The following is a 21,678-nucleotide window of genomic DNA, read 5'->3' as shown; positions in this document are numbered from 1 at the left end:
GTCGGTCGTCGGTCAGGGCATCCGTTCGTACGCGGGCACGGTCAGGAAGTCGGCGAAGTCGTCGGCGACGGCGACCTCCATGAACAGCGCCCGGGCCTCGGCGTAGTCACCGGGCGCGCCGGGCAGTTTCCCGATCTCCTCGTCGGCGATCCGTTCGATCAGCTCCCGGGTGACCCGCTCGCCGGTGTCGTCGAGGGTGACGTCGTTGTGCAGCCACTGCCACACCTGGCTGCGGGAGATCTCCGCGGTGGCGGCGTCCTCCATGAGGTTGTAGATGGCCACGGCGCCGGAGCCACGCAGCCAGGTGGCCAGGTACTGCACGCCGACGCTGACGGCGTTGCGCAGCCCGCCCTCGGTGTGCTGCCCGGGGGTGGACCGGACGTCGAGCAGTTCGGCGGCGGTCACCCGTACCTCGTCGCGGGTGCGGTCGAGCTGGTTCGGCCGGTCACCGAGGACCTGGTCGAAGACCTCCCGGCAGATCGGCACCAGGTCGGGGTGGGCGACCCAGGAGCCGTCGAACCCGTCGCCCGCCTCTCGCGTCTTGTCGTCGCGGACCTTCGCCAGCGCCGTCTCGTTGACCTGGGGGTCGCGGCGGCTGGGGATGAACGCGGCCATCCCGCCGATGGCGTGCGCCCCGCGCCGGTGGCAGGTCCGCGCCAGCAGTTCGGTGTACGCGCGCATGAACGGCACCGTCATGGTCACCGAGTTCCGGTCGGGCAGCAGGAAGTCGGCGCCCCGGGTGCGGAACTTCTTGATCACGCTGAACATGTAGTCCCACCGGCCGGCGTTCAGCCCGGCGGAGTGCTCGCGCAGCTCGTAGAGGATCTCGTCCATCTCGAACGCGGCCGGGAACGTCTCGATCAGCACGGTGGCCCGGATGGTGCCACGCGGGATGCCGAGGCGCTCCTGGGCGAGCAGGAAGGCGTCGTTCCACAGTCGCGCCTCGAGGTGGCTCTCCATCTTGGGCAGGTAGAAGTAGGGGCCGGCGCCGCGGTCGAGCTGCCGGCGGGCGCAGTGGAAGAAGTAGAGGCCGAAGTCGACGAGGCTGCCGGAGGTGCGCTCCCCGTCGACGAGGATGTGCTTCTCCGTGAGGTGCCAGCCGCGCGGCCGGACCACGATGGTGGCCAGCTCACCGTCGTGCAGGGCGTACTGCTTGCCGTCCGGCGAGGTGAAGTCGAGCTTGCGGTCGATCGCGTCGCGCAGGTTGAGCTGGCCCGCGATGACGTTCTCCCAGAGCGGGGTGTTGGCGTCCTCGTGGTCGGCCAGCCACACCTTCGCCCCGGAGTTGAGCGCGTTGATGGTCATCTTGGCGTCGGTCGGGCCGGTGATCTCCACCCGGCGGTCGACCAGGCCCGGCGCGGGGTCGGCGACCCGCCAGTCGGACTCGCGGATCTCCCGGGTCTCGGGGAGGAAGTCGAACAGCGCGCCGGCGGCGAGCTCGGCCTCGCGCCGCGTGCGCCGGTCGAGCAGCTCCCGGCGGCGGGCGTCGAAGGCGCGGTGCAGGTCGGCGAGGAAGCCCAGCGCCTCGGGGGTGAGGATCTCGTCGTACCGGGGGTGCATCGGCCCGGTGACCTCGATGCCGGCAGGGTTGGCCATCGACTCGCTCCTCACCGTGATATGTGTGGCGATCTATCCGGTGGTGCTCCAGCCGACTGTAGTTCTCGCTGGTCATGCCCGCGAGTTGAGCGACGGCACAGTGGCCGGGAACGGTCGGTCCACTGCGACGAGCGGTGCCTGACGAACGGCGAACGGTCAGGTCGGGCTCACCGCACGACGGCGTACCGCACATGGACCGCGTACGGCGAGTGGTGGACCGAGAGGATCGTGAGGTCGACATCGCGGTCGAAGCCCTCGAAGAGCCGCTTGCCCCGGCCGAGGACGACCGGGGCGGTGGTGATGCCGAGCTCGTCGACCACCCCCGCCGTGAGCGCCTGCCGGATGATGTCGGCTCCCCCGCCGATGGCGACTCCGCCGTCGCCGGCCGCCCGCCGGGCGGCCGCCAGCGCCTCCTCGAACCCGTCGACCATGAGGAAACCGGTGCTCGGGTCGGGCTGGTCCGCGGTGCGGTGGGTGAGCACGACCATGGTGCCGCCAAACGGGTTCCGGCCGCCCCAGGCGCCGGCGCTGTCGTACATGCCCCGGCCGCACAGGCCGGCGCTCGTCCCGTCGAGCAGCGCGTCGAAGTACGCCCGGTCGGCGTCGGTCATGCCGGCGCCGGGCTCGCGTTCCGTCTCGTAGGTCCACGGGCCGCCCATCACCCAGTAGTGCAGCCGCTCGCCGCCGATGCCGAGCCCCTGGCCCGCGTGATCGTCGGGGCCGGTGATGTAGCCGTCCAGGGACACGGTGATGCCGGCCTTCACGGGGCCGTGCCGTCCGGTGGCGCTCATGCTTCCTCCTCTGACCAGCGGTGCAGCGCAGCGGCCAGCTGGGCCAGGGCGACGTGGGCGGCGTCGAACAGGGCCAGCTTCCGCGGGAAGTTGTGGATGAGCCCCTGGTACCGGACCGCGGTGACGGGGACGCCCGCCGCGAGCAGCGCGCCGGCGTACCGTTCCCCCTCGGCGGACAACAGGTCGAGCTCGGCGGTGATCACCACGGCGGGCGGCAGGCCGGCGAGGTCGGCCCGCAGGGGGTCCAGATCCGGCTGCGTCCGGTCCACGCCGGGCGGGGCGAACGCGTCCCAGAAGAACCGCATCTCCTCCCGGTCCAGGCCGTACTCGTCCAGCGCCGGGTAGTCCGCCGCGGGGTCGATGACCGGGCAGACGAGGAGCTGTCCCGCGAGCCGGATCCCGGCGTCGCGGGCACGCCGGGCGGTCACCGCCGCCAGGTGCCCTCCCGAGGAGTCACCGGCCACGGCTGTCCGGCGCGGGTCGAGGCCGTGCCGCGGCGCTTCCGGCCCGCGCAGCCAGGTGAGCGCACGGACCAGGTCGTCCACCGGGGCCGGGTACGGGTGCTCGGGGGCGAGCCGGTGGTCCACGGAGAGAACGGCCCAGCCGGACGCGGCCGCCAGGTGCCGGCAGAACCCGTCGTGGGTGTCCACGCTGCCCATCACCCAGCCTCCGCCGTGCGCGTAGAGGACCACCGGCAGCGCGTCGTCAGCTCCGTCGCGGTAGAGGCGGGCGGGCACGCCGCCGGCGTCGACGGTCGTCACGGACCGGATCGCCGGTCCGTCGCCCACCTCGGCGGGAGTCGCCTGGACCATGCTGAGCCGTGCCGCCGGCAGGTTGGCCCGGGTGAGCGGGACACGTTGCTGGACTCGCATCGCCGCCCGCGCCTGCGGGTGGAGCCGGCTGGGGTCCACCCCGTCAGTATCGCCGGCCGGTGGATGTCAGTGTTGCCGACACGGCGGTGCCGGACGGACGAAGACGCCGCTACCGTCTGGACCGTGGACGAGCTTCTGCCGGCACTGCCGGAGGACTGGGACCGCTGTCTCGCGGTGGCCGCACACCCCGACGACCTCGAGTACGGTGCGGCCTCGGCGATCGCCCGCTGGACCGCTCAGGGCAAGCAGGTCACCTACCTGCTGGCCACCCGGGGCGAGGCGGGCATCGACGCGATGCATCCGGACCAGGCCGGGCCGCTGCGCGAGCAGGAGGAGCGCGCCGGGGCCCGCGAGGTCGGCGTACACGTCGTGGAGTTCCTCGACCACCGCGACGGCGTCGTCGAGTACGGTCCGGACCTGCGCCGCGACATCGTGCGGGCGATCCGCCGCCACCGGCCCGACGTGATCGTCTCGGGCGCGTTCACCGTCCGCATGGTAGGTGGTATGACCAACCAGGCCGACCACCGGGCAGTGGGGCTGGCGACGCTGGACGCCGCCCGCGACGCGGGCAACCGGTGGATCTTCCCGGAACTGGTGGACGAGGGGCTGCCGCCCTGGGGCGGTGTGCGCTACGTCTGCTTCGGCGGCGCCGAACGCCCCACGCACGGTGTGGATGTCACCGGTGAACCGTTGCGGCGCGGCATCGCCTCGCTGGCGGCGCACGCGGAATACACCCAGGGCCTGGGTGTGGCGGGACCTGAACCCGGGCCGTTCCTGACCTGGGCGGCCCGCCTGGGCGGGCCGTTGCTGGGCGTGGAGGAGGCGGTCCTGTTCGACGTTCACACCCTCGCCTTCGAGGGCCCACCACCATGGCTCTGAGCCCTGCCGGCAGCAGGCGGAGCGCCGGCCTCTACGTGGTGTTCACCAACTGATTCCGGCGGCCACCGGCAGATGATCGCTGCCGGTGGCCGGCAGCAGCCACGAGCTCCTCGGCTGCACGCCTCTGACCAGGATCTGGTCGATCCGCACCACCGGGAACTGCGCCGGCCAGGTGAAGCCGAAGCCGTTTCCTGCCGCGTCCTGGACGGGGCGCAGCTGCGAGGTGATGCTGGCGAACGCGCGGTCGTCCATGGTGCCGTTCAGGTCGCCGAGCAGCACCACCCGCTCGTTCTGCTCGGCGGCGATGGCCTCGCCCAGCGCCTGTGCGTTCCTGTCCCGATGGGCCGTCCAGAAGCCCGCCCTGGGGTTCACCCGCGCCGACCCCAGGTGGGCCACGTACACCGCCAGCGGGCCCCGGTCCGTGGCCACCGTGGTGCGCAGTCCCCGGTTGTAGGACATCTTGACGTCGGCCGGCTTGGTGGCCGCCAGCGGCCCGTAGTCCATCTTGGTGTCGACCGGCTGGCTGTCCGACAGCGGCAGCTTGCTCCACAGCCCGACCGTGCCCTGCACCGTGTGGTAGGGGTACGCCTTCGCCAGCTCGTTCTCGTACGTACCCAGGTCCTGCGGGGTCAGCTCCACCAGGGCCAGCACGTCGGCCCCGGAGGTGGCCAGGTCGCGGGCGGTGCCGGCCGGGTCGGGATTGCCGGCGCCGACGTTGTGCTCGGCCACGGTGAGGTCGCCGCCCGGGTGGGACTTGTCGCCGAGCAGCCCGCCGAAGAGGTTCAGCCACACGATGGCCGGCAGCAGCAGCGCGGCCACCGCGGAGGCGGAGCGGCGCCACAGCGCCCCGATCAGCAGTACGGGGATGAACAGACCGAACCACGGCAGGAACGTCTCCACCAGGCTGCCGAGGTTCCCGATCCGGTTCGGGATCTGCGCGTGCAGCAGCATGAGCAGCCCGGGCAGCAGCGCCAGCGCCGCGAGCACCCGGCCGCGCTTCCAGGGGCCCGGGCGGGAGGCGGCGCGTATCGCCCGGCGGATGCGCGGGAGCCAGGTCCCGGTGCCGGTGTCCCGGCGGCCGGCGGCGCCCTGCCCGGTCTCCCCCGTGTCCACCTGTGTCATCGCCTGTCCTCGCTCACCGCCGGTCACTGCAGCATTCTCGCTCGATGGGGTTGGCATACCGAGTCGCACCCCTTGAATGTGTGATGTCGGTATTTGACGGCGGTTTTCACCCGGATCGGGCGAGGGCGCCTGCTCGCCGGCGCTCTAGCCTCGGCTTATGGCACAGCTGCGACCGACCCCGGCCAATCCGACGCCGGACAAGCCGCAGGACCCGACCCGCCCCGGCTCGCAGGCGCGGGCCCTCCCACCGGAGCTGGGCCCGAACCCGATCTCCCTGGTCAGCGGTGCCACCTTCATGTACTCGGATCCGGTCGGAGACGTGCCGGCCGGCACCATCGGCGGGCTGGTCCACCGGGACACCCGCCTGCTCAACCAGTGGGTGCTCACCATCGACGGCCTACGCCTGCTCGAGCTGCGCTCAAGCGTGGTGGACCACTACTCGGCGCAGTTCTTCCTGACCAATCCCGCACTGCCCGATCTGCCGGCGAACAGTCTCGCCGTTCGGCGGCTGCGTTACCTGGGTGAGGGGTTGCACGAGCGGATCGAGCTTGTCTCCTTCGCGCCGGAACGGGTCCGGTTCGAGTTGCGCCTGGAGGTGGGCAACGACTTCGCCGACATCCTCGAGATGAAGACCACCATCCGCGACCGCTCGGAGCGGATCCACCGCGGCCACGCGCCCGACGGCTCCCTGTTGCTCTTCCACTACGAGCAGGACGGGTTCACCGCGCAGACCTCGATCCGGTCGACCCCCGCACCGGAGCGACTGGAGGGCGACCACCTCGTCTGGACGATCGACCTCGCTCCACGCGAGTTCTGGCGGGTCGAGCTCAACGTGCCGGTCTCGCCCGGGTTCGGGGTCACCGAGGCGGTCCGGGGCGACATCGCCGACATCTTCCATCATCGCGTGGAGGATCCGGCGGCCCGGTGGCTGGCCGGCGCGGCCGAGCTGAGCAGCGACCACCAGGTGCTGGAGCGGGCCGTCGCGCAGACCCGCTCGGACATGTCCGCGCTGCGGATGGAGATGACGCTCGGGCAGGAGCGGATCAGCCTGCCGGCCGCCGGCATGCCGTGGTTCCTCACCCTCTTCGGACGGGACACCCTGATCACCGCGTACCAGGCGCTCACGTTCGGGCCACGGCTGGCGAAGGGCACACTCCTCGCGCTCGCTCGTCATCAGGGCCGGCAGTGCGAGGACTTCACCGACGAGGAGCCCGGCAAGATCCTGCACGAGGTGCGCTTCGGCGAGCTGACCCAGCAGGGACTCATGCCGTACGACCCCTACTACGGCACCGCCGACGCCACCCAACTCTGGCTGATCCTGCTGTCGGAGTACTGGCGCTGGACCCGCGACGACAACCTGGTCCGGTCGCTGCGGGGCAACGCGTTGGCGGCGTTGAACTGGATCGACCGGTACGGCGACCGGGACGGCGACGGCTACGTGGAATACGCCACCCGCTCGCCGGAGGGGCTGGGCAACCAGTGCTGGCGGGACTCCTGGGACGGGGTGCGCTTCGCCGACGGCCGACTACCGGTGCTGCCGATCGCCACCTGCGAGATTCAGGGCTACACGTACGACGCCAAACTTCGCTTGGCCGAACTCGCCGACGGGCCTTTGGCCGACCCGGCGCTCGCCGACCGGCTGCGCACCGACGCGCACCGGTTGCGCGAGTCGTTCAACCGGGACTTCTGGATTGCCGAACGGGGCGGCTACTACGCCGTGGGTCTCGATGGCGACAAGAACAAGATCGACTCGATGACGTCCAACCTGGGGCACCTGCTGTGGAGCGGCATCGTCCCGCAGGAACGCGCCCCCGCGCTCGCCCGGCAACTGCTCTCCGAGGACATGTTCAGCGGTTGGGGGATCCGAACCCTGTCCAGGGGTGACGCACCGTACAACGCGCTCGGCTACCACCTCGGCACCGTCTGGCCGCACGACACCTCCATCAGCGTGCTGGGCCTGTCCCGCTACGGCTTCCGCGACGAGGCCAACCAGGTGGCCCTCGCCCTGCTCGACACCGCCGCCCAGTTCGGCGACCGGCTGCCCGAGGCGATAGCCGGCTTCGAGCGGGAGCGGACCCTCTTCGCCATCCCCTACCCGACCGCGTGCAGCCCACAGGCCTGGGCGTCCGGCGCACCGCTGAATCTGACCCGGGCCATGCTCGGACTCCACCCGGTCGACGGCCAACTGGTGGCCGACCCGGTAGTGCCGCCAGAGGTCGGCCGGATCAAGATCCGCGGCATTGCCGCCTTCGGCCACCGTTGGGACGTCGAGGCCGTCGGCACGGACGGTTACGTCCGGCTCGCCGCCGATTGAGTCATCCCGTCCGCACGATCGTCGGGCGCGTCGGCGGCAACCGCGTTAGGCAGGCCGTGGCAGGGGACGAAGCCCCGCCCGCGACCCTCAGGTGATTCGTTGTAGCCGCCGACGAGGGGATGCCCACTGCAACTGTTCGACCGTGTTCGGGTCCGTGAACGCGAGCACGGACTCGTCCAGGCGACGCCATACGAGCCGGCCTTCGAAGTCCTCATCCGCTTCGCCAGCCACCAACAGCAGATGGCGGCCGTCGACCTCCAGCCCGACTTCGGCGAGAACATCACCGTCCAGGTCAATCGACACCGCTCGGATCAGGCCCGTGGGCAGCTCTGGCAGGGCTCGGCGCCGATAACCATGGCTATCGTCATCGCCGCCAGGCCCGGCGCTCAGCTCGATCCTCAGTCCGAACAGGCAATCGTCCTGATAGGTGGCGATGGTGACCGTGTCGCCAGTGTCGGTCCGTGCGTGCAGAGCCGACAAATGCCGGCAGGGCACGTCCTGGCCGGCGAACTCGGGGGCCGGCCCGTCGCCGCCACGCACCGCCATCTCCACGCCACTCCAGGACCGGACGACCTGATCCTTCAACGCCAAGAACTCGTTGATCTGCCTCCGCATCCATCCGCTGGTCACCCTTGCAGTCTCTCCCTTATCTGAGCGAGTTCATTGGCCCATCAGCGTGAGACCAGGCCCTGGCCAGGCCTGTCCGCTCACGGCGCGACGTGTCCCCGACTCCCGGGCACCCGGGGCATGATGGCGCACCGTGCGGAGCCAGCCGGGTGGCGCGCACGGCGACGAGCAGGCCAGCGGTGCGCACAGCCGTCTTCGATGCGCACCTCGGACGCCTCCAGGGTGCCCGCTCCAGAAACGTGTCGTCGAACGGCCATTGATCGGCGCCGAGATCGGTTCGGACGCTGAACCGGTACCTGAGCAGGTCGATCCGGTCCGGCTCGTTCAGGTCCCGGTCCGGCTGTCCCGACGGATCGGCGTCGACGTTGTAGTACGGCTGGCCGTCGGCGATGTAGTCGCGACGAAAAGCCGTGCTCCACGGGGAGTTGTTACCCCATCCGTGGGACAGATCCACCGCTCTACGGTTGCGCCGCCACCAGGCCCAGTACAGCGCCGAGCGCGCCCCGATCGCCGCGCAGAACGCCGACCACGCCGACGTGCCCCGGCATGGCGCCCCACCACCACGGCTTGCCGCTGATCCAGTCCAGCAACTGCGGCCGACACGGCGCAGCTAACCCATTCCCGGAACACCAGACCCGCGCGTACCGGCCCACCCGCCTTGACCAACAGCGCGGGTACGCCGTCGACCTCACGCCGGATCATCGCGCACCGGCCCCACGAAGCTTCCGCCGGACGATCCTGAGCTCCCGGGGGCTGCCCCAGGGGTAGATGGTGATGCGGTTGCCGAGCGCCGCCAGCCGGGCGGCGGCGCCGGACAGGTCGCCAGCGAGCCAGAGGACGTACGAGAAGCTGCACTCGGCCTGGACCCAACCGTGCACGGGCCGGTAATCCGGGTGCCCGACCGACCTGGCCACGGCGTCTCGGATCTCGTCGAGCACAGCCGGCGAACGCAGGTGGGCGATGCCCGACTCGTACGCGAACTCCAGGTGGGCCTCGGCCACGGCCGCCGCGTTGAGGGATCCGGGCGGCGAGGTCTCGGCGCAGCGCCGCGCGAAGCCGAGCAGCTGGTCCAGCGAACCGCCCCACTTCGGGCACAGCTGCTGGACGTGGGTCAGCTGGGCGTAGAACGGATCGGGCCGTGCCTTAGCGGCGCGCTCGTACCGCCGGTTCGCCTCCGCCTGCCCCAACCCGAGGCCTCGGGCGGTGCGCAGCCGCGCCGTCCACGCGGCGATGTTGCCCGGCTCCTCCGCTGTCACCTCGCCGAGCACCCGCTCGGCCTCACGGAGGATCTCGTGGAAGGACGCGAACTGGCGGTTGCTGGTGTACCGGGCGCGCGCCGCCCCCCGGGCCTGCCACGCCAGCCACACCAACCGGGCGCCGAGCAACGTACCGGCCAGGGTGGATTCGGCCGGTCCTCCCCCTGCCTTCCGCAGGAACGTCTCCACGCCCTTCGTCTCGGCGACCATCGCGGTGGCGACTGTCGGGTCGTCGTGCTCCGGCAGCTGGTCGAAGAAGGCGACGACGGCCGGCCAGTCCTCGGCGTGCAGCGCGCGCCGAAGCGGCGCGAGATCGGGGTAGTGGTCGACGAGGTCGTAGCTCGGCAGTCCGAGAAGTGAAGAGATCTTGAGGAGGGGCACGGCGGAGAGCATAGGAGCTGGCGGCCGACCGCCGAGTGCACCGATTGGCGTGCGGACGGGATCAAGCCGAATCTCTGAGTCGTCACGATACGTTCGGCCACGCTGTCAGTGGTAGGACACCTGCTGGTCGAGGACGCCGGTCCTGACCCCGGGCGGCGGCCTCGGCGGTCGTGACTGAGTGCCCAGGCAAGCGATGTTCCAGTCCTCGACCCTGGGAACCGACGGGCGCCGGATCGGACTCGCCGAGGGCCGCGAAGGCAGCGACAGATGTGACCTCCTCAGCGCTTGAGGCGAACGGGTCCCAGCTCGAGCGGGCAAATGGCCGCCAAACGTGTTGGCTACGCTGGCCGGGTGCGTGGTGACCAGAGCCCGATCGCCTTGGTGACCGGGGCGAACCGGGGTATCGGCTTCGAGGTCGTGCGGCAGCTCGGGCGGCTGGGATACGTACCGATCGTCGCCTCGCGCGATCGCGCATCGGGCAGGGCGGCGGTGGACCGGCTGGCTGGCGACGGTGTGCCTGCCCACAGTGTCGAGCTCGACGTCACCGACGAGGCGACGGTTCGGACCGCCGCTGCGTGGATCCGTGGTCGATACGGGCGGCTGGATGCGCTGATCAACAACGCGGCCATCGCGATTGACGACACCCGGCCCAGCCGGTTGTCGATCGACGCGTTTCGGCGCACGTACGAGACCAATGTGTTCGGCGTCTTCACGGTGACGACCGTGATGCTTCCGCTGCTGCGGACGGCACCGGCCGGCCGCATCGTCAATCTCTCGTCCGGGTCCGCGTCACTGAGTCTGACCAGCTCCGAGTGGCCGGACGAGTGGAACGCGGCCGCCTATCCGTCATCGAAGTCGGCCGTCAACGCGCTGACCGTCCAGTTCGCCGTCGAGCTCCGTCCGACGGCGATCAAGATCAATGCGGTCGATCCGGGTTACACGTTGACGGCGATGTCGCCCGGTGCGACCCGGACCGCAGCTGAGGCGGCCGCGGTGGTGGTGCGGTACGCGACGCTGGACCCGGATGGGCCGACCGGTGGCTTCTTCAACGCGCAGGGCCCGATTCCCTGGTAGCCGCGCGTGACCCAGCCGCCGTGTCCTGCGCGGACAGGTGACCTGCGAGCAGCTCACGGTGAGCACCGCACCAGCTCAGCTGTGCCAGCGGCACGCGCCCGGTCACGCTCCGCAGCGCGCCGTCTCCGGCAGCGCAGTGCCTGCACCGGGTCGAGGAAGGTTGGGGTGCGAGGTGTCGTGACGGCCGGCCCACACAGGCATTCATGATCAGTAGGATCGCGCGGGTGAGCGAGAACCTGCACCCCGTTCGCCGGGTCACCGTGGGCGACCTCAGCGCCGACATCGACGAGGAGCTTGCGCCGATTATCGAGGTCATCTGGCGTCTGGGGCTGACGACGTGGACTTGTTGCCAGAATGCGGGCGAGAGTAACGCCGACTGGCCGAAGCAACTGCCGCACATGGCCCCGGTCATAGCCGCGCAGGTGGGGTGGGCCTACATCGACTTCCCGATCGACGACGGGCTGGCGTTCCTGACAGCCCTGGCCCAAGCCGGCCCTCGCGACGCCTTCTACCTGCGGATGACGCACTGGGCAGCACCCGACTCATGGGACGTGTCCGCCCGGCCGATGGACCGGGCGACCTTCGACCAGCAGCGCGAGTCGCAGTTCGAGCTACGCCTCCTGCTGGTCCGCTTTCCCAGCTACGACCGCGCGGAGATTCTGCGCCGGCTGGCCGCCTACGAGGCAGGCCGACTCACGTCACCTGGGCCGATCGATCGGTCAAGCATGGCTGTCGGGCCACTCGACGTGATGCGCAAACTTCAGGAATCCCACCGCCCGATACAGAGGCCCGCGAACCCGAACCGCCACGGCAGATGACGATCGGCAGCCGAGGCGGACAATCCGCAACGACTCAGCTGGTCGCGGCGGCGGCACGCCAGCATCTGCAGCCGCTTGGACTGCGGCGGCGAGGCGCATCACGCGTCTGGTTCGACGACCGAGGCTGGTGGCTGATCGTCGTTGAGTTCCGGCCTTCCCGCTCGCACGGCACCTACCTCAACGTCGGTGCGATGTGGCTGTGGCAGGAACGTAACCACTGGTCATTCGACGATGGCAGCCGCATCTACTGGTGCAACGACGCCACCTTCGTCACCAAGCCCCCGAGCGGCGAAGCCGGCTGGAGAAGCTTCCTTGACTTCGTCAACGCCGACCAATTCACCCGCGACATGGACATGCTCGCCCGTTTTGCCGCACAAAGGGTCGAGCAACTGCGCAGCCACTTTCCCGACCCTGCAGCCACCGCTCACCAACTGGCCTCCCGGGCGACCGGGCACGCTGAGTCGCCCTGGTGGCATGCCTGCCACACCGGGAGTGCAGCAGCTCTGGCCGGTGATCCCGACACCGCACGCCAAGCATTCCACGGCATCACCGTCGGCAACCTAGACCCGGACTGGGCGCTTGACCTTGCCGAGCACGCACGGCAACTAGCTGGCCTCGCCGACGATGCGCCTGCTCTGCAGCAGCGAGTCATCGAACGCATCCGTGCAACCCGCCAGCGGCTCAAATTGCCGCCGGCCGCACTCCCACCCATGCCCACACCGCTTGCCCAGCGGTCGGGGCGAGACCATCAGCATGCTTCGCGTCACGGTGGCTCACTCTCGACCTACTAATCGCCTCTGCGCAGCTCTGGGTTCAACGAGTCGATGCCCTCATCGAGGTCACCGACGAGTGAGTCCGGGGCACGCATGCGCCACGCGTCGGTCACGAGCTCCTTCAGCCGATCGACGCTTACCTGCGCCAGGCGCAGCATAACCAGGGGCAACCCGTCATATGCGGGCGTGGTGAAGAAGACCTCGGGCTCGCCGAGGAGTAACGCCTGCTTCTCCGCTTCGTCGCCCACGTACAGCACCGCAATGTCGGTCCGGATGCGGCGTGCCGTACCGGGTCTGCGCTCGGGGTAGGACCAGACGAACCCTTTGTTGGCGACCCGGAAGTCGAAGCCGTCGCTGTCGATCTCGACCACGTGAGGCAGCGCCAGCGCCAGGTGACGGACATCGTCCGCGTCAGCCATCGAGGTCGCTCCGGGACACCGCCTCCTGCATCAGCACAGCCTAACCGCCGCGCCGCCGCCCGCCCCACAGGAATGGACCGCGAGGCGACCGGCGACCGTGTCCTCGCGTAGCCCTCGCAATGCCTGAGCGAGGAGGGTTCGGCGCACCGGTTCCGCTGATCTCCGAGGGAAGGCCGGGGTGTGGGATGGAGCCCTACGGCTATCGGGTGGGGGGAAGTACACCGCTCGCCGTGTAGCGCTCGCCGTGGTCGCCTTGAAGATTGGCCAGCAGGTCCTCGGCGACGGCTCCGAACTCCCGGTAGGCGTCGCCGTCGAAATGGCCCTTGATCTCGATGGCACCTTCGAACCAGGTCAACGAGACAATGCTTCCGTCGGTGCAGGGGTGCTCGTAGACGGGCTGGCGGTCCTCGTCCCGGCCGAGCCATCCACGCACCCTGAGCATGGGGTTGATCTCCGCGTAGGAAAGCCACTCGTCCAGGGTGATGGGGTGCTCTTCGCTGTCGTAGTACTCCTCGGCTCGGCTGATGTGCAGCTCGTATCCCACGCTTCCTCCACGCCGTCAGCTCTCTTGCCGGGAGGAGCGCAGGATACAGGTCAGGCGATCCCGGCCCGCCCGGCCGATGCCGACACGCCCGCTTGCGGGCCGCCCTGATCTGATAGAGCGGATTTCGGCACTGCATGCGGTCCGTGTCAACCCGTCACGGGACATGCTTGGCACTCGCGTCCCACCAGATACTTGAGGTGATGCAAACCGGTCGGTCGGGTGGCTGCTGAGCCGAAAAGACGGTTACCGCGCGGAGGTTGAGGACATGGAGGCGCTCGACGTCCTGGCAGCGTTCGGCTCCACTGGCCGGCTCGGCCTCCTTCATCCTGGCGTCCGTCTCCGGGAGGTCGTCGCTGCCTACGGCATGCCGTGGGACATCGGGCGGATCCACAAACGCCACAGGTGGCCGCACCTGTACTCCTACGGTGACGTCGAGTTCGTCGCATGCCGCTGCCGGATCATCACCTCAGTGACGGTCCAGACCTGGCGAGGGACGGTCGAACTGCCGAACCAAGCTCAGCCCGGCGAGGTCATCGCCCTGCCCGCACGACTGACCTTCGCTCAGGTGGCCGACGCCCTGGCCGACGCAGACTGTCAGTGGGAACGGCTCGAGCCGATCGCGGGACAGCGCGGCCTGCGCACCCTGCAGCAACGCGTCGACTTCACCTTCATCACCAGCGACGGACCGGATCCCGTGCTCCACGCGGTCGGCACTTCGGCCCACGACCACGACTGCATGCCGCCGGCAGCCGCCGACGCCGCCTTCGCCGACGACTTCCCTGCCGAGCAGGCCAACTGACCACCGCTTCAGATGGGGTGGCCCTTCGCAGCACTCTAGGCCTACCGCGAATGTCCCCGTCGCACTCTCCCGCGGTCCTGAATCAGGTCCGTCGGGTGGCCAGCAGTCGCGGCCCGGCTCCGCCCGGGGGTTCGGGTATGTCCGTGGTCTGTCGCAGCGTGAAGGGCGGCGCGCCGTCGCTCAGCGGCTCGATCGTCTTGCCTGGTTCCGCGACGTACGCGTGGCCGTTCTGGACGTAGAAGTAGAGCCACGGGTGCAGGTCGAGCTCTTCGCGGGCTTCGCCAATCCAGCCCTGCGTGAGCGACCATGGTGCCAGCCACATCGGCACGCTCTGCATCAGCTCGTACATGCCATCGTCGAGGACAAACGTCCGTACGAACAGCCCCAGCGAGCCCGGCCGGCCCAGGTGCGGCTGCTGGACGACCAACGACCGGATACCACCGCCGGGCAGCGCGTCGTCGGAGTCGGCGACCAGACACGGCCAGTCGTACTCCAGGACCGGGTCGTCGGGAAGCTGGTCGGTCAGCCCGAGGTGGAAGCGCAACTCGGCCAGGAACGACTCGGGCGCATCGGGTCGAAGGCGGAGTCCTAGCGTCCACTCATAGTGCAAGCTCACCGGTTCGCCTCGCTGAACAGCGCCCAGAGGCGGGGGTACCGGCGGGCCACCTCGGCGGAGTCCAGATGGAGCCACTCGACATCATCCGGGTTCGGGTCGAACCGCAGAAGGACTCCGCGCTCCTCACTCACTAGGTCCCGAACATCGCCAGCAATGTCGGAGCGAGCTTCACCCACCTTGCACGCCACGTACTCCAGCGACTCCCAATCCGGGTAATCGTCGTCCTGCCACGGCTTCGCCAGAGAAGCCAGTCGGCGTACCTCCGGCACCGTGCTGAGGCTGTCAGGGTCGGCGATCGCAGCGCTGTACGCCTCCCGGCCGAGCCCGACGAGCCACATCTGTAAATAGTGGAAGGAGTCCGTGCCGCAGTGCCCGCCCATGAGAATGTCGGCCGCGCGCCACAACCGGAAGGTGTTGGCCGGTTCCCGGGTCGCAGACAGGTGCTGAACGAAGTCCAACAGGTCCGACCGGGCGGCATGCCGCAGCCGGGCATGCAGGAAGACCTCGCGCTCACTCCGCGTCGCTCCGGGGTAAGCGGATGCCTCGACCAGCGCCCAGAACTCGTCCACCCTCACCGCGCGAGCGTAGACCGGCACGACCCCCCGTTGCCCAGCCGTCCGGTTCATCCCCTGCATCCGGTCATCGGAACGATCGGGCGTCCGTCCGCCCGGCGACGTCACGGAACGAGGCGCCCCGCTCGGCGGCGAATGCGGATCGCGCCGGCCAACTGCTATCGCCAGGCCGCAGCACGTACCTCTATCCAGGCTCGCGGTTAGGCACCTTGTCGATCGACTGCCCGGGTGGTCCTCTGCACCTGGAGGTGGCCGTGATGCCATCGATCGACAAGTGTGAGGCGGTCAGCCTGCTCACGGCGGACTGGCCGACGTGGCGTGCGTGGTGAGGGCCCGGAAGGCGGCTGCAAGTCCGGGCCCTCACCGCTGCGGGCGAGGAGCGGCCCGTCAGCCCAGCCGTACGAAGGCGCCCGCCCACGACGTGTGGTTGAAGCCGTTGCCGGAGTCGGCGGCGCGCACGATCAGGCGCAGCAGCCGGGCCCCTCGGACGTCGACGTCCACGGGTTCGGGTCCGGTGGCCGCCCGGAGCACGCCGGTTGTGTGGACGAGTCGGTCGTCGGCCCAGACCTCGGCGATCGTGTTGCCCCGCGAACTCTGCCGGGCGCTGAAGTCGTCGATGCCCACGAGCGAGGTGAACCGGGCCACCCGGGCACCGAGGTGGTAGCTGACTTCGGAGTAGGAGTGGACGCCGAGGCCCTTGGCGTGGACGGTGCCGGCGAAGGAGATCGGGGTGCCGTCCCCGGCGGCCTGCTTGCCGTTGCTGGTGTCCAGCTCCACCGGGCCCCAGCCGTTGACGGCGGTGATCCAGGGCAGATCGCTGAGGTACGAGTCACTGGTCGGCGGAGCCGGCGGCGGGGTGAAGCGGCGCTCGGCGCGGAAGGTGAGCGGCGCGTCGCGGGCGACGGCGTAACCCGACACGGTCAGCCGCCACTGTTCCGTCGTGGTCTCCTCGGGCACCCGGACCCGCCAGGTGGTGCTCACCCGGGTTCCGGGCGCGAGGCGTCCGAGCCCCTGGCTGGTCGCCGGCTCGACCGTCCACCCAGCGGGTGCCGCGAGTACCAGCCGGGCGCCGGTCCAGGGCACCGCCGAACCGTTGGCGAGCGTCGCGGTGAGTTCGTAGGTGACGCCCGGCAGCAGCAGGTCCGGAGTGTCCAGCTCGACGCCGTAGCCTTCCCGCGTGACCTCGTCGACCCAGGACTGTCGCAGGAGGCCGACCAGCCGGTTCACGACCTCGGGCCGGGCGGCGGCCAGGTCGGTCGTCTCGCCGAGGTCACGGTCCAGGTCGTAGAGCTCGACCTGCCACTGGTCGTCCGGGACGGTCCGGTCCTCCCCCGGCGCCCACCGGATCGCCTTCCAGTTGCCCTCGCGTACCGCCTCGGCCGCTCGCTGCAGCCGGCCGTCGTCGACGGCGCGGGCCCGCTTCGTGTTGCCGTTGTCGAGTCGCCAGAAGTAGAGGTACGGCTGCGCGGCGGCTGCGGTCGGCCGCGGCTGGAGCAGTGAGCTGAACGACCGGCCGTCGATGTCGCGCGGGCCGGGGACGCCGGCGAGGTCGGCAAGGGTGGGGAGCAGGTCGGTCTGCTGCGTGATCCGGTCGGTCACGCCGGGCTGGATCCGGCCCGGGGCCCACGCGATCAAGGGGATGCGGATGCCGCCCTCGTACAGGTTGCGCTTGTAGCCGGTGAGGGGGCCGTTCGCGTCGAACCGGTCCGGGTCGAAGCCACCCTCCTCGTGCGGACCGTTGTCGCTGGTGAACAGGACCACCGTGGATTCGAGCAGTCCATGCGCGGCGAGCTCGTCGACCAGCGCGCCGACGTACGTGTCGACCCGGGTGACCTGGGCCGCGTGGCCCCGGTCCGCCGAGGGCCAGTCCTCGGCGGCGTACGGTTCCTGGGTGGGGACGTCGCTCGGGGCGTGGGGAAGGTTCGGGGTGACCACGAGCAGGAACGGCTCGGAGCGGTGGGCCCGGATGAAGTCGAGTGCCCGGTCCTGGAAGAGATCGGGGGCGAAGGTGTTCGTGTTGGACCCCGCGTTCTCCGGCAGCTCGAGGCGTTCCCCGTTCTGCCAGAGGTACGACGGGTAGTAGTCGTGCGCGTGCCCGTGCGTGATGTAGCCGAGGAACTCGTCGAACCCTCGGGCGTTGGGGTGGCTCGGCTGGTCGCCACGCTCGGGGCCGAAGCCCCACTTGCCGAACAGGCCCGTCCGGTAGCCTCGGGCGCGCAGTACCTCGGCGAACGTGGTGTCGCCGTCGGTGAAGGCGATCGCGTCGGGGTCGCCCGCGGGGTTGTTGCGCACCGGCCCGTGACCGGCGTGCAGGCCGGTCAGCAGTGCGGAGCGGGAGGGCGCGCAGACGGCCGCGGCGGAGTAGGCGTCCGTGAAGCGCAGCCCCTCGGCCGCGAGCCGGTCCAGTCGCGGCGTTGCGATGGTGCGCTGCCCGTAGGCGCCGAGCTCGCCGTATCCGAGGTCGTCGGCGAGCACGAGCACGATGTTCGGCCGGGGCCGGCCGGCGGTCGTCGGATCGGCTGTAGCGACCGACGGGAGCGCGGCGGCTCCGACGCCGGCGGCGGCGCCGGCCAGGAGCTGACGGCGAGTGATCATGAAATGGCCTCCGTTTGAAGGAACACAAGGGAAACAGGTGCGGGCGGTAGGTTCAGGCGCAGCGGAAACCGATGTTGGAGGCTGCGGAGTCGGGGGTGTTCCCGGAACGGGCCGCGACCCGGTACCGGTAGCAGTAGGAGTCGTGGCACAGGAAGGACCCGCCGCGCATCACACGCCGGCCTGCGGCGTCCGGCTCCTGCGGCCCGCAGGGGTCCACGACGGCGGTGCCGGCGCGTAGGGCGTAGGTGTCGGCGGCGAACCAGTCCGCGCACCACTCCCACACGTTTCCGACCGTGTTGTAGAGGCCGTAGCCGTTGGGGGCGTACTGCTTGACGGGTGCGGTGCCGATGAACCCGTCTTCGGCGGTGTTGAGGCGGGGGAACGCGCCCTGCCAGATGTTGCAGTTCCACCGACCGCGCGGGAGCAGTTCGTCGCCCCAGGGGAACCGGGCCTTCTCGAGACCGCCCCGGGCGGCGTACTCCCACTCGGCTTCGGTCGGCAGGCGCTTGCCCGCCCAGGCGGCGTACGCGCGGGCGTCGTTCCAGGTCACCTGGACGACCGGGTGATTCTGCAGGTCCGCTATCGACGAGGCCGGCCCGTAGGGATGGCGCCAGTCGGCGCCGCGGACCACGAGCCACCAGGGGGTGCTGCCGGCCGCGCCGAGGATGTCGGGACGTTCCGCCTTCAGTTGGAGATGGAAGACCGCGGAGACGCCGAGCACCTCGGCCTCGGTGACGTAGCCGGTGGCCTTGACGAAGGTCGCGAAGGCGGCGTTGGTGACCGTCGTGGCGTCGATCGCGAAGGCGCCGACGGTGACCTCGTGCACCGGCCCTTCCCCGTCGTCCGGGTAGCCCTCACCGAAGGCGTCACCCATGGCGAAGCGTCCGCCGGGGAGGCTGACCTGGCCCCGCGTGGAGCGCGACCGACCAGCCTCGCGGACGATCGGATCCGGCTGTCGCGGCCGGCGGCCGATCTGGAGCGGCGCGCCGGTCGCCGCGGTCTCGCGCAGGCCGGCGGGGGCGCAACAACTCGGCGCGGCGGAGTGGTGATGCTCGGAGGTCATGCGCCGGTGACCGTCGCGGCGCCGAGCGGAGCAGCGGCGGTGCCGGTGGCGGTGAGAGCTGTGCGGCCCAGGGCGGCGGTGGCGGCGGTGGCGCCCGGTTTGCGGGGCAGCGATGACATCGGGACGTCCTGTCGTGAGGAGGCGGTCAGGCTCGGCGGGCGGTCAGGCCGTCGAGGGTGATGGTGCCGCTGTCGAGGCGGATGCTCGCGGCGTAGCGGTACTGGGCGCGTACGGCGGGATCGCTGAAGTCGATCGCCCCGCCCGTGTCGGCGCTGAACAGGAACTCCCATCCGCTGCCCTGGTCGACGTACGCCGTCGCCACGTGGCCGCGGAGCACGAACGCGTACCGGGCGTCCGGACCGGTCAGGTCCACGGTGCCGTCCAGGTCGTCCAGCGGCTCGACGCCCGCGGTGATCAGGGAGCCGTTGACGCGCAGGTCCCAGCCCGCGCGGTGCAGTCCGTTGTGGTAGCGGAACAGCAGGTAGTTGCCGGCGTCCTTGGCGAGGCCGACGAAGACGGTGTCCTGGGTGCCGGCGTCGGCGAAGGTACCCGTGTCGAGTACGACCGCCACCCGGTCGGAGCCCGGTGCGACGTCGGAGCGGAGGACCAGGTGGGTCATCCTGTTCGTCGTCACCGCGACCCTGCCGCCGCTGACGACGGCCGGCGCGGCGTACGCGGTGACCGGCAGGACGCTCCAGCGTTCGAGGTCGCCGTCGAACGACTCCTCCAGCTCCACCGTCGGGTAGTGCTCGGGGGTCGGCAGCGCGGGGAACAGGGCGCTCTCGGCGATGTGCGCCTCCAGCAGGCCCCGCAGCTGGCGGGCCTTCTGGGGGTAGCGGTCGGACAGGTCCGTGGTCTCCGCCGGGTCACGAACCAGGTGGTAGAGCTCGCTGCGGCCGTCGCGCAGGTACTGCACCAGCTTGAACTGGCCGGATCGGACGGCGGCGTGCGGGTGGGTCCGGCCGATGAAGTGGGGGTAGACCCAGAACAGGGCGTCGCGTTCCACCGCGCCGGTCCCGGTGAGCACGGGGGCGATGCTCCGGCCGTCGAACCGTCCGTGCGGGTCCCCGCCGGCGAGGTCCAGGACGGTCGGGAGCACGTCGATGGTGCTGGTGGGCGTCGCGTTCTCCTCCCCCGGGCCCACCGTGCCCGGCCAGTACGCGATCAGCGGGACCCGGATGCCGCCCTCGTAGAGGTCGCCCTTGCCGCCGCGCAGCGGCTGGTTCGCGTCGTCGTAGGGGCCGCCGTTGTCGGAGGTGATCAGCAGCAGCGTGTCGCGGTCCAGGCCGAGGTCTGCGAGTGTGTCGGCGATCCGGCCCACCTGCTGGTCGACGCTCTCCAGCATGGCGGCCAGCACCGGCCGGTTCGGGGCCTGGCCGGCGCCCGGCTTGGCCCGGTACTTGGCGACCAGGTCGGGTTTCCCGTCCAGGACGGTGTGTACGGCGTAGTTGGAGACGTGGAGGAAGAACGGCTCGTGGCGGTGCCGGGTGATGAAGTCGACGGCCTCGGACGCCAGCCGGTCGGTGAGGTGTTCGCCCGGCTCCCGCGCGGGCAGGTCCGGCATGAAGAAGTACGGGTGGAAGTAGTCGCCGTCGGCGATGTATTTCTGTTCGGAGGCGATCACCTCGTCGAACCCGTGGGCGTAGGGATTGCCGGGCCGCTCGTCGTACGGCCCGCTGTAGGTCTCGGTGAGGTGCCATTTGCCGATCAGTCCCGTGGCGTAGCCGAAGGGACGCAGGACGTCGGGCAGGGTCGGCAGGTCCGGTGACAGGTACTTGCTGCTCGCCGCGGGCTCGCCCCGGAGGAAGTCCGTGATCCCCGTCCGCACCGGATAGAGACCGGTCACCAGCGCGGCGCGGGTCGGCGAGCACACCGGCGCGGCGGCGTAGGCGCTGGTGAAACGCATGCCCTCCCGGGCCAGGTGGTCGATCCGCGGCGTCTCGTTGAACGTGTTGCCGTAGCTGCCGAGCTCGTCCCAGCCGAGGTCGTCGATGGAGATGAACACCACGTTGGGCGGCCGGTGCCGCGGTGCCGGCTCCGGTGGACGGGCCGCGAGCGCCGGAGCCGGGGCCAGCCCGGCCAGGGCCACACCGGCGACACCGCCGAGGAGACCTCGACGCGAGACGGTGGTCGGGTCGAGCACGTTCATGAGCGCCTCCGATTGCGCAGGGGAAGGCCGCCGTGCCTCATGGGCGCGGGCAGGGGGAAGAGGCCGGTCACCCGGCGTGGTCAGGCGCAGCGGTGACCGGTGCTGCGACCGGCTGCCGAGCGGGGAATCCGGGGCGCGAGAGTCACGTCGGCCGCTCGGTGAGCGGCGGCCGAGGCGGCATCGCCGGTGCCCGGTGCCGCAGGCCTCCCCTGCCTCGGCCGCTGGCCACGTCGGCAGGGCGGGAAGCAGCCGCAGGCTTCGTCGAAGGACGCGCGGACCGGCAGGCAGCGCGGTCGGACGTCAGATCCACCGCGTGAACTCACAGAGGCTGCTGTTCACGAGCATGAAGTCGATCGCGCGCCGGGTGGTGAGGTTTACGTTCGGCACATTGCCTATAATGTCGATAGGAATTATGGGG

At 70.5% G+C, this 21,678-nt stretch carries 20 protein-coding genes; 6 read left to right on the top strand and 14 right to left on the bottom strand.

All coding sequences use genetic code 11. From position 1 onward, the window contains the following. Positions 1-12: 12 nt before the first annotated feature. The 3 genes from aceB to GA0070214_RS11935 all read right to left on the bottom strand — a co-directional run bounded on the left by aceB (position 13) and on the right by GA0070214_RS11935 (position 3,298). The gene (gene aceB / locus GA0070214_RS11945) at positions 13-1,596 is read right to left on the bottom strand and encodes a malate synthase A (protein ID WP_091262018.1); all 1,584 of its coding nucleotides are present in this window, start codon (positions 1,594-1,596) and stop codon (positions 13-15) included. A gap of 167 nt (positions 1,597-1,763) precedes the next feature. Beyond that, a complete protein-coding gene (locus tag GA0070214_RS11940) occupies positions 1,764-2,387 on the bottom strand; it encodes a dihydrofolate reductase family protein (RefSeq protein ID WP_091262017.1) in 624 nt (207 codons plus the stop codon). After that, positions 2,384-3,298: an alpha/beta hydrolase gene (locus tag GA0070214_RS11935; RefSeq protein WP_244167674.1), complete on the bottom strand. Its 915-nt coding sequence runs from the start codon at positions 3,296-3,298 to the stop codon at positions 2,384-2,386. Before GA0070214_RS11935 ends, GA0070214_RS11940 begins: the two co-directional genes overlap by 4 nt. 84 nt (positions 3,299-3,382) lie before the next feature. On the opposite strand from GA0070214_RS11935, the gene GA0070214_RS11930 reads away from it, so the two are divergent. Then, positions 3,383-4,138 (top strand): PIG-L deacetylase family protein, encoded by a 756-nt coding sequence (locus GA0070214_RS11930; RefSeq protein WP_244167673.1) that lies wholly within the window; start codon positions 3,383-3,385, stop codon positions 4,136-4,138. Positions 4,139-4,180: 42 nt separating this feature from the next. On the opposite strand, the gene GA0070214_RS11925 is transcribed toward GA0070214_RS11930, so the two are convergent. Continuing rightward, complete coding sequence (locus tag GA0070214_RS11925) at positions 4,181-5,260, bottom strand: endonuclease/exonuclease/phosphatase family protein (RefSeq protein WP_091262016.1); 1,080 nt, start codon at positions 5,258-5,260, stop codon at positions 4,181-4,183. 157 nt (positions 5,261-5,417) lie between these two features. Between GA0070214_RS11925 and GA0070214_RS11920 the strand changes: the two genes are divergently transcribed. Beyond that, the gene (locus GA0070214_RS11920) at positions 5,418-7,574 is read left to right on the top strand and encodes an amylo-alpha-1,6-glucosidase (protein ID WP_091262015.1); all 2,157 of its coding nucleotides are present in this window, start codon (positions 5,418-5,420) and stop codon (positions 7,572-7,574) included. Between the two features lie 87 nt (positions 7,575-7,661). Here GA0070214_RS11920 and GA0070214_RS11915 read toward each other — a convergent pair whose 3' ends face one another. Both GA0070214_RS11915 and GA0070214_RS11910 read right to left on the bottom strand, forming a co-directional pair. Continuing rightward, positions 7,662-8,204: a hypothetical protein gene (locus GA0070214_RS11915; protein WP_139141848.1), complete on the bottom strand. Its 543-nt coding sequence runs from the start codon at positions 8,202-8,204 to the stop codon at positions 7,662-7,664. 695 nt (positions 8,205-8,899) lie between these two features. After that, on the bottom strand, positions 8,900-9,838 hold the full coding sequence (locus GA0070214_RS11910) for a hypothetical protein (protein ID WP_139141847.1): 939 nt from the start codon (positions 9,836-9,838) through the stop codon (positions 8,900-8,902). Between the two features lie 351 nt (positions 9,839-10,189). On the opposite strand from GA0070214_RS11910, the gene GA0070214_RS11905 reads away from it, so the two are divergent. The 3 genes from GA0070214_RS11905 (at position 10,190) to GA0070214_RS31495 (ending at position 12,521) form a co-directional block, all read left to right on the top strand. Then, positions 10,190-10,912 carry an SDR family NAD(P)-dependent oxidoreductase gene (locus tag GA0070214_RS11905; RefSeq protein ID WP_244167672.1) on the top strand — a complete coding sequence of 241 codons (723 nt, stop codon included), beginning with the start codon at positions 10,190-10,192 and terminating at the stop codon, positions 10,910-10,912. A 224-nt stretch (positions 10,913-11,136) separates the two neighbouring features. After that, a complete protein-coding gene (locus tag GA0070214_RS11900) occupies positions 11,137-11,730 on the top strand; it encodes a hypothetical protein (RefSeq protein WP_139141846.1) in 594 nt (197 codons plus the stop codon). Continuing rightward, positions 11,727-12,521, top strand: a complete 795-nt coding sequence (locus GA0070214_RS31495) for a hypothetical protein (RefSeq protein WP_139141845.1) — start codon at positions 11,727-11,729, stop codon at positions 12,519-12,521. Before GA0070214_RS11900 ends, GA0070214_RS31495 begins: the two co-directional genes overlap by 4 nt. On the opposite strand, the gene GA0070214_RS11895 is transcribed toward GA0070214_RS31495, so the two are convergent. Together GA0070214_RS11895 and GA0070214_RS11890 are read right to left on the bottom strand one after the other, a co-directional pair. Next, positions 12,518-12,922: an MmcQ/YjbR family DNA-binding protein gene (locus GA0070214_RS11895; RefSeq protein WP_091262010.1), complete on the bottom strand. Its 405-nt coding sequence runs from the start codon at positions 12,920-12,922 to the stop codon at positions 12,518-12,520. The genes GA0070214_RS31495 and GA0070214_RS11895 overlap by 4 nt on opposite strands. Before the next feature lie 199 nt (positions 12,923-13,121). Further along, positions 13,122-13,466: a hypothetical protein gene (locus GA0070214_RS11890; protein ID WP_091262009.1), complete on the bottom strand. Its 345-nt coding sequence runs from the start codon at positions 13,464-13,466 to the stop codon at positions 13,122-13,124. A 265-nt stretch (positions 13,467-13,731) separates the two neighbouring features. Here GA0070214_RS11890 and GA0070214_RS11885 point away from each other — a divergent pair, with 265 nt between their 5' ends. After that, positions 13,732-14,265, top strand: coding sequence for a hypothetical protein (locus GA0070214_RS11885; RefSeq protein WP_091262008.1), 534 nt, complete (start codon positions 13,732-13,734; stop codon positions 14,263-14,265). A gap of 82 nt (positions 14,266-14,347) precedes the next feature. Here GA0070214_RS11885 and GA0070214_RS11880 read toward each other — a convergent pair whose 3' ends face one another. The 6 genes from GA0070214_RS11880 to GA0070214_RS11860 all read right to left on the bottom strand — a co-directional run bounded on the left by GA0070214_RS11880 (position 14,348) and on the right by GA0070214_RS11860 (position 21,260). Continuing rightward, positions 14,348-14,881 carry a hypothetical protein gene (locus tag GA0070214_RS11880; RefSeq protein WP_091262007.1) on the bottom strand — a complete coding sequence of 178 codons (534 nt, stop codon included), beginning with the start codon at positions 14,879-14,881 and terminating at the stop codon, positions 14,348-14,350. Beyond that, positions 14,878-15,456: a DUF4240 domain-containing protein gene (locus GA0070214_RS11875; RefSeq protein ID WP_167364257.1), complete on the bottom strand. Its 579-nt coding sequence runs from the start codon at positions 15,454-15,456 to the stop codon at positions 14,878-14,880. The genes GA0070214_RS11880 and GA0070214_RS11875 overlap by 4 nt, the downstream gene beginning before the upstream one ends. Before the next feature lie 384 nt (positions 15,457-15,840). Then, positions 15,841-18,048, bottom strand: coding sequence for a sulfatase family protein (locus tag GA0070214_RS11870; protein WP_091262005.1), 2,208 nt, complete (start codon positions 18,046-18,048; stop codon positions 15,841-15,843). A 52-nt stretch (positions 18,049-18,100) separates the two neighbouring features. Then, on the bottom strand, positions 18,101-19,111 hold the full coding sequence (locus GA0070214_RS11865; RefSeq protein ID WP_091262004.1) for a formylglycine-generating enzyme family protein: 1,011 nt from the start codon (positions 19,109-19,111) through the stop codon (positions 18,101-18,103). Beyond that, positions 19,108-19,230 carry a hypothetical protein gene (locus tag GA0070214_RS32780; RefSeq protein WP_279615651.1) on the bottom strand — a complete coding sequence of 41 codons (123 nt, stop codon included), beginning with the start codon at positions 19,228-19,230 and terminating at the stop codon, positions 19,108-19,110. Before GA0070214_RS32780 ends, GA0070214_RS11865 begins: the two co-directional genes overlap by 4 nt. Before the next feature lie 26 nt (positions 19,231-19,256). Beyond that, positions 19,257-21,260 (bottom strand): sulfatase, encoded by a 2,004-nt coding sequence (locus tag GA0070214_RS11860; RefSeq protein ID WP_091262003.1) that lies wholly within the window; start codon positions 21,258-21,260, stop codon positions 19,257-19,259. Positions 21,261-21,678: the final 418 nt, after the last annotated feature.

This window comes from Micromonospora chaiyaphumensis (assembly GCF_900091435.1).
Classification (GTDB): Bacteria; Actinomycetota; Actinomycetes; order Mycobacteriales; family Micromonosporaceae; genus Micromonospora; species Micromonospora chaiyaphumensis.
This window is presented reverse-complemented; position numbering and strand designations above follow the sequence as displayed.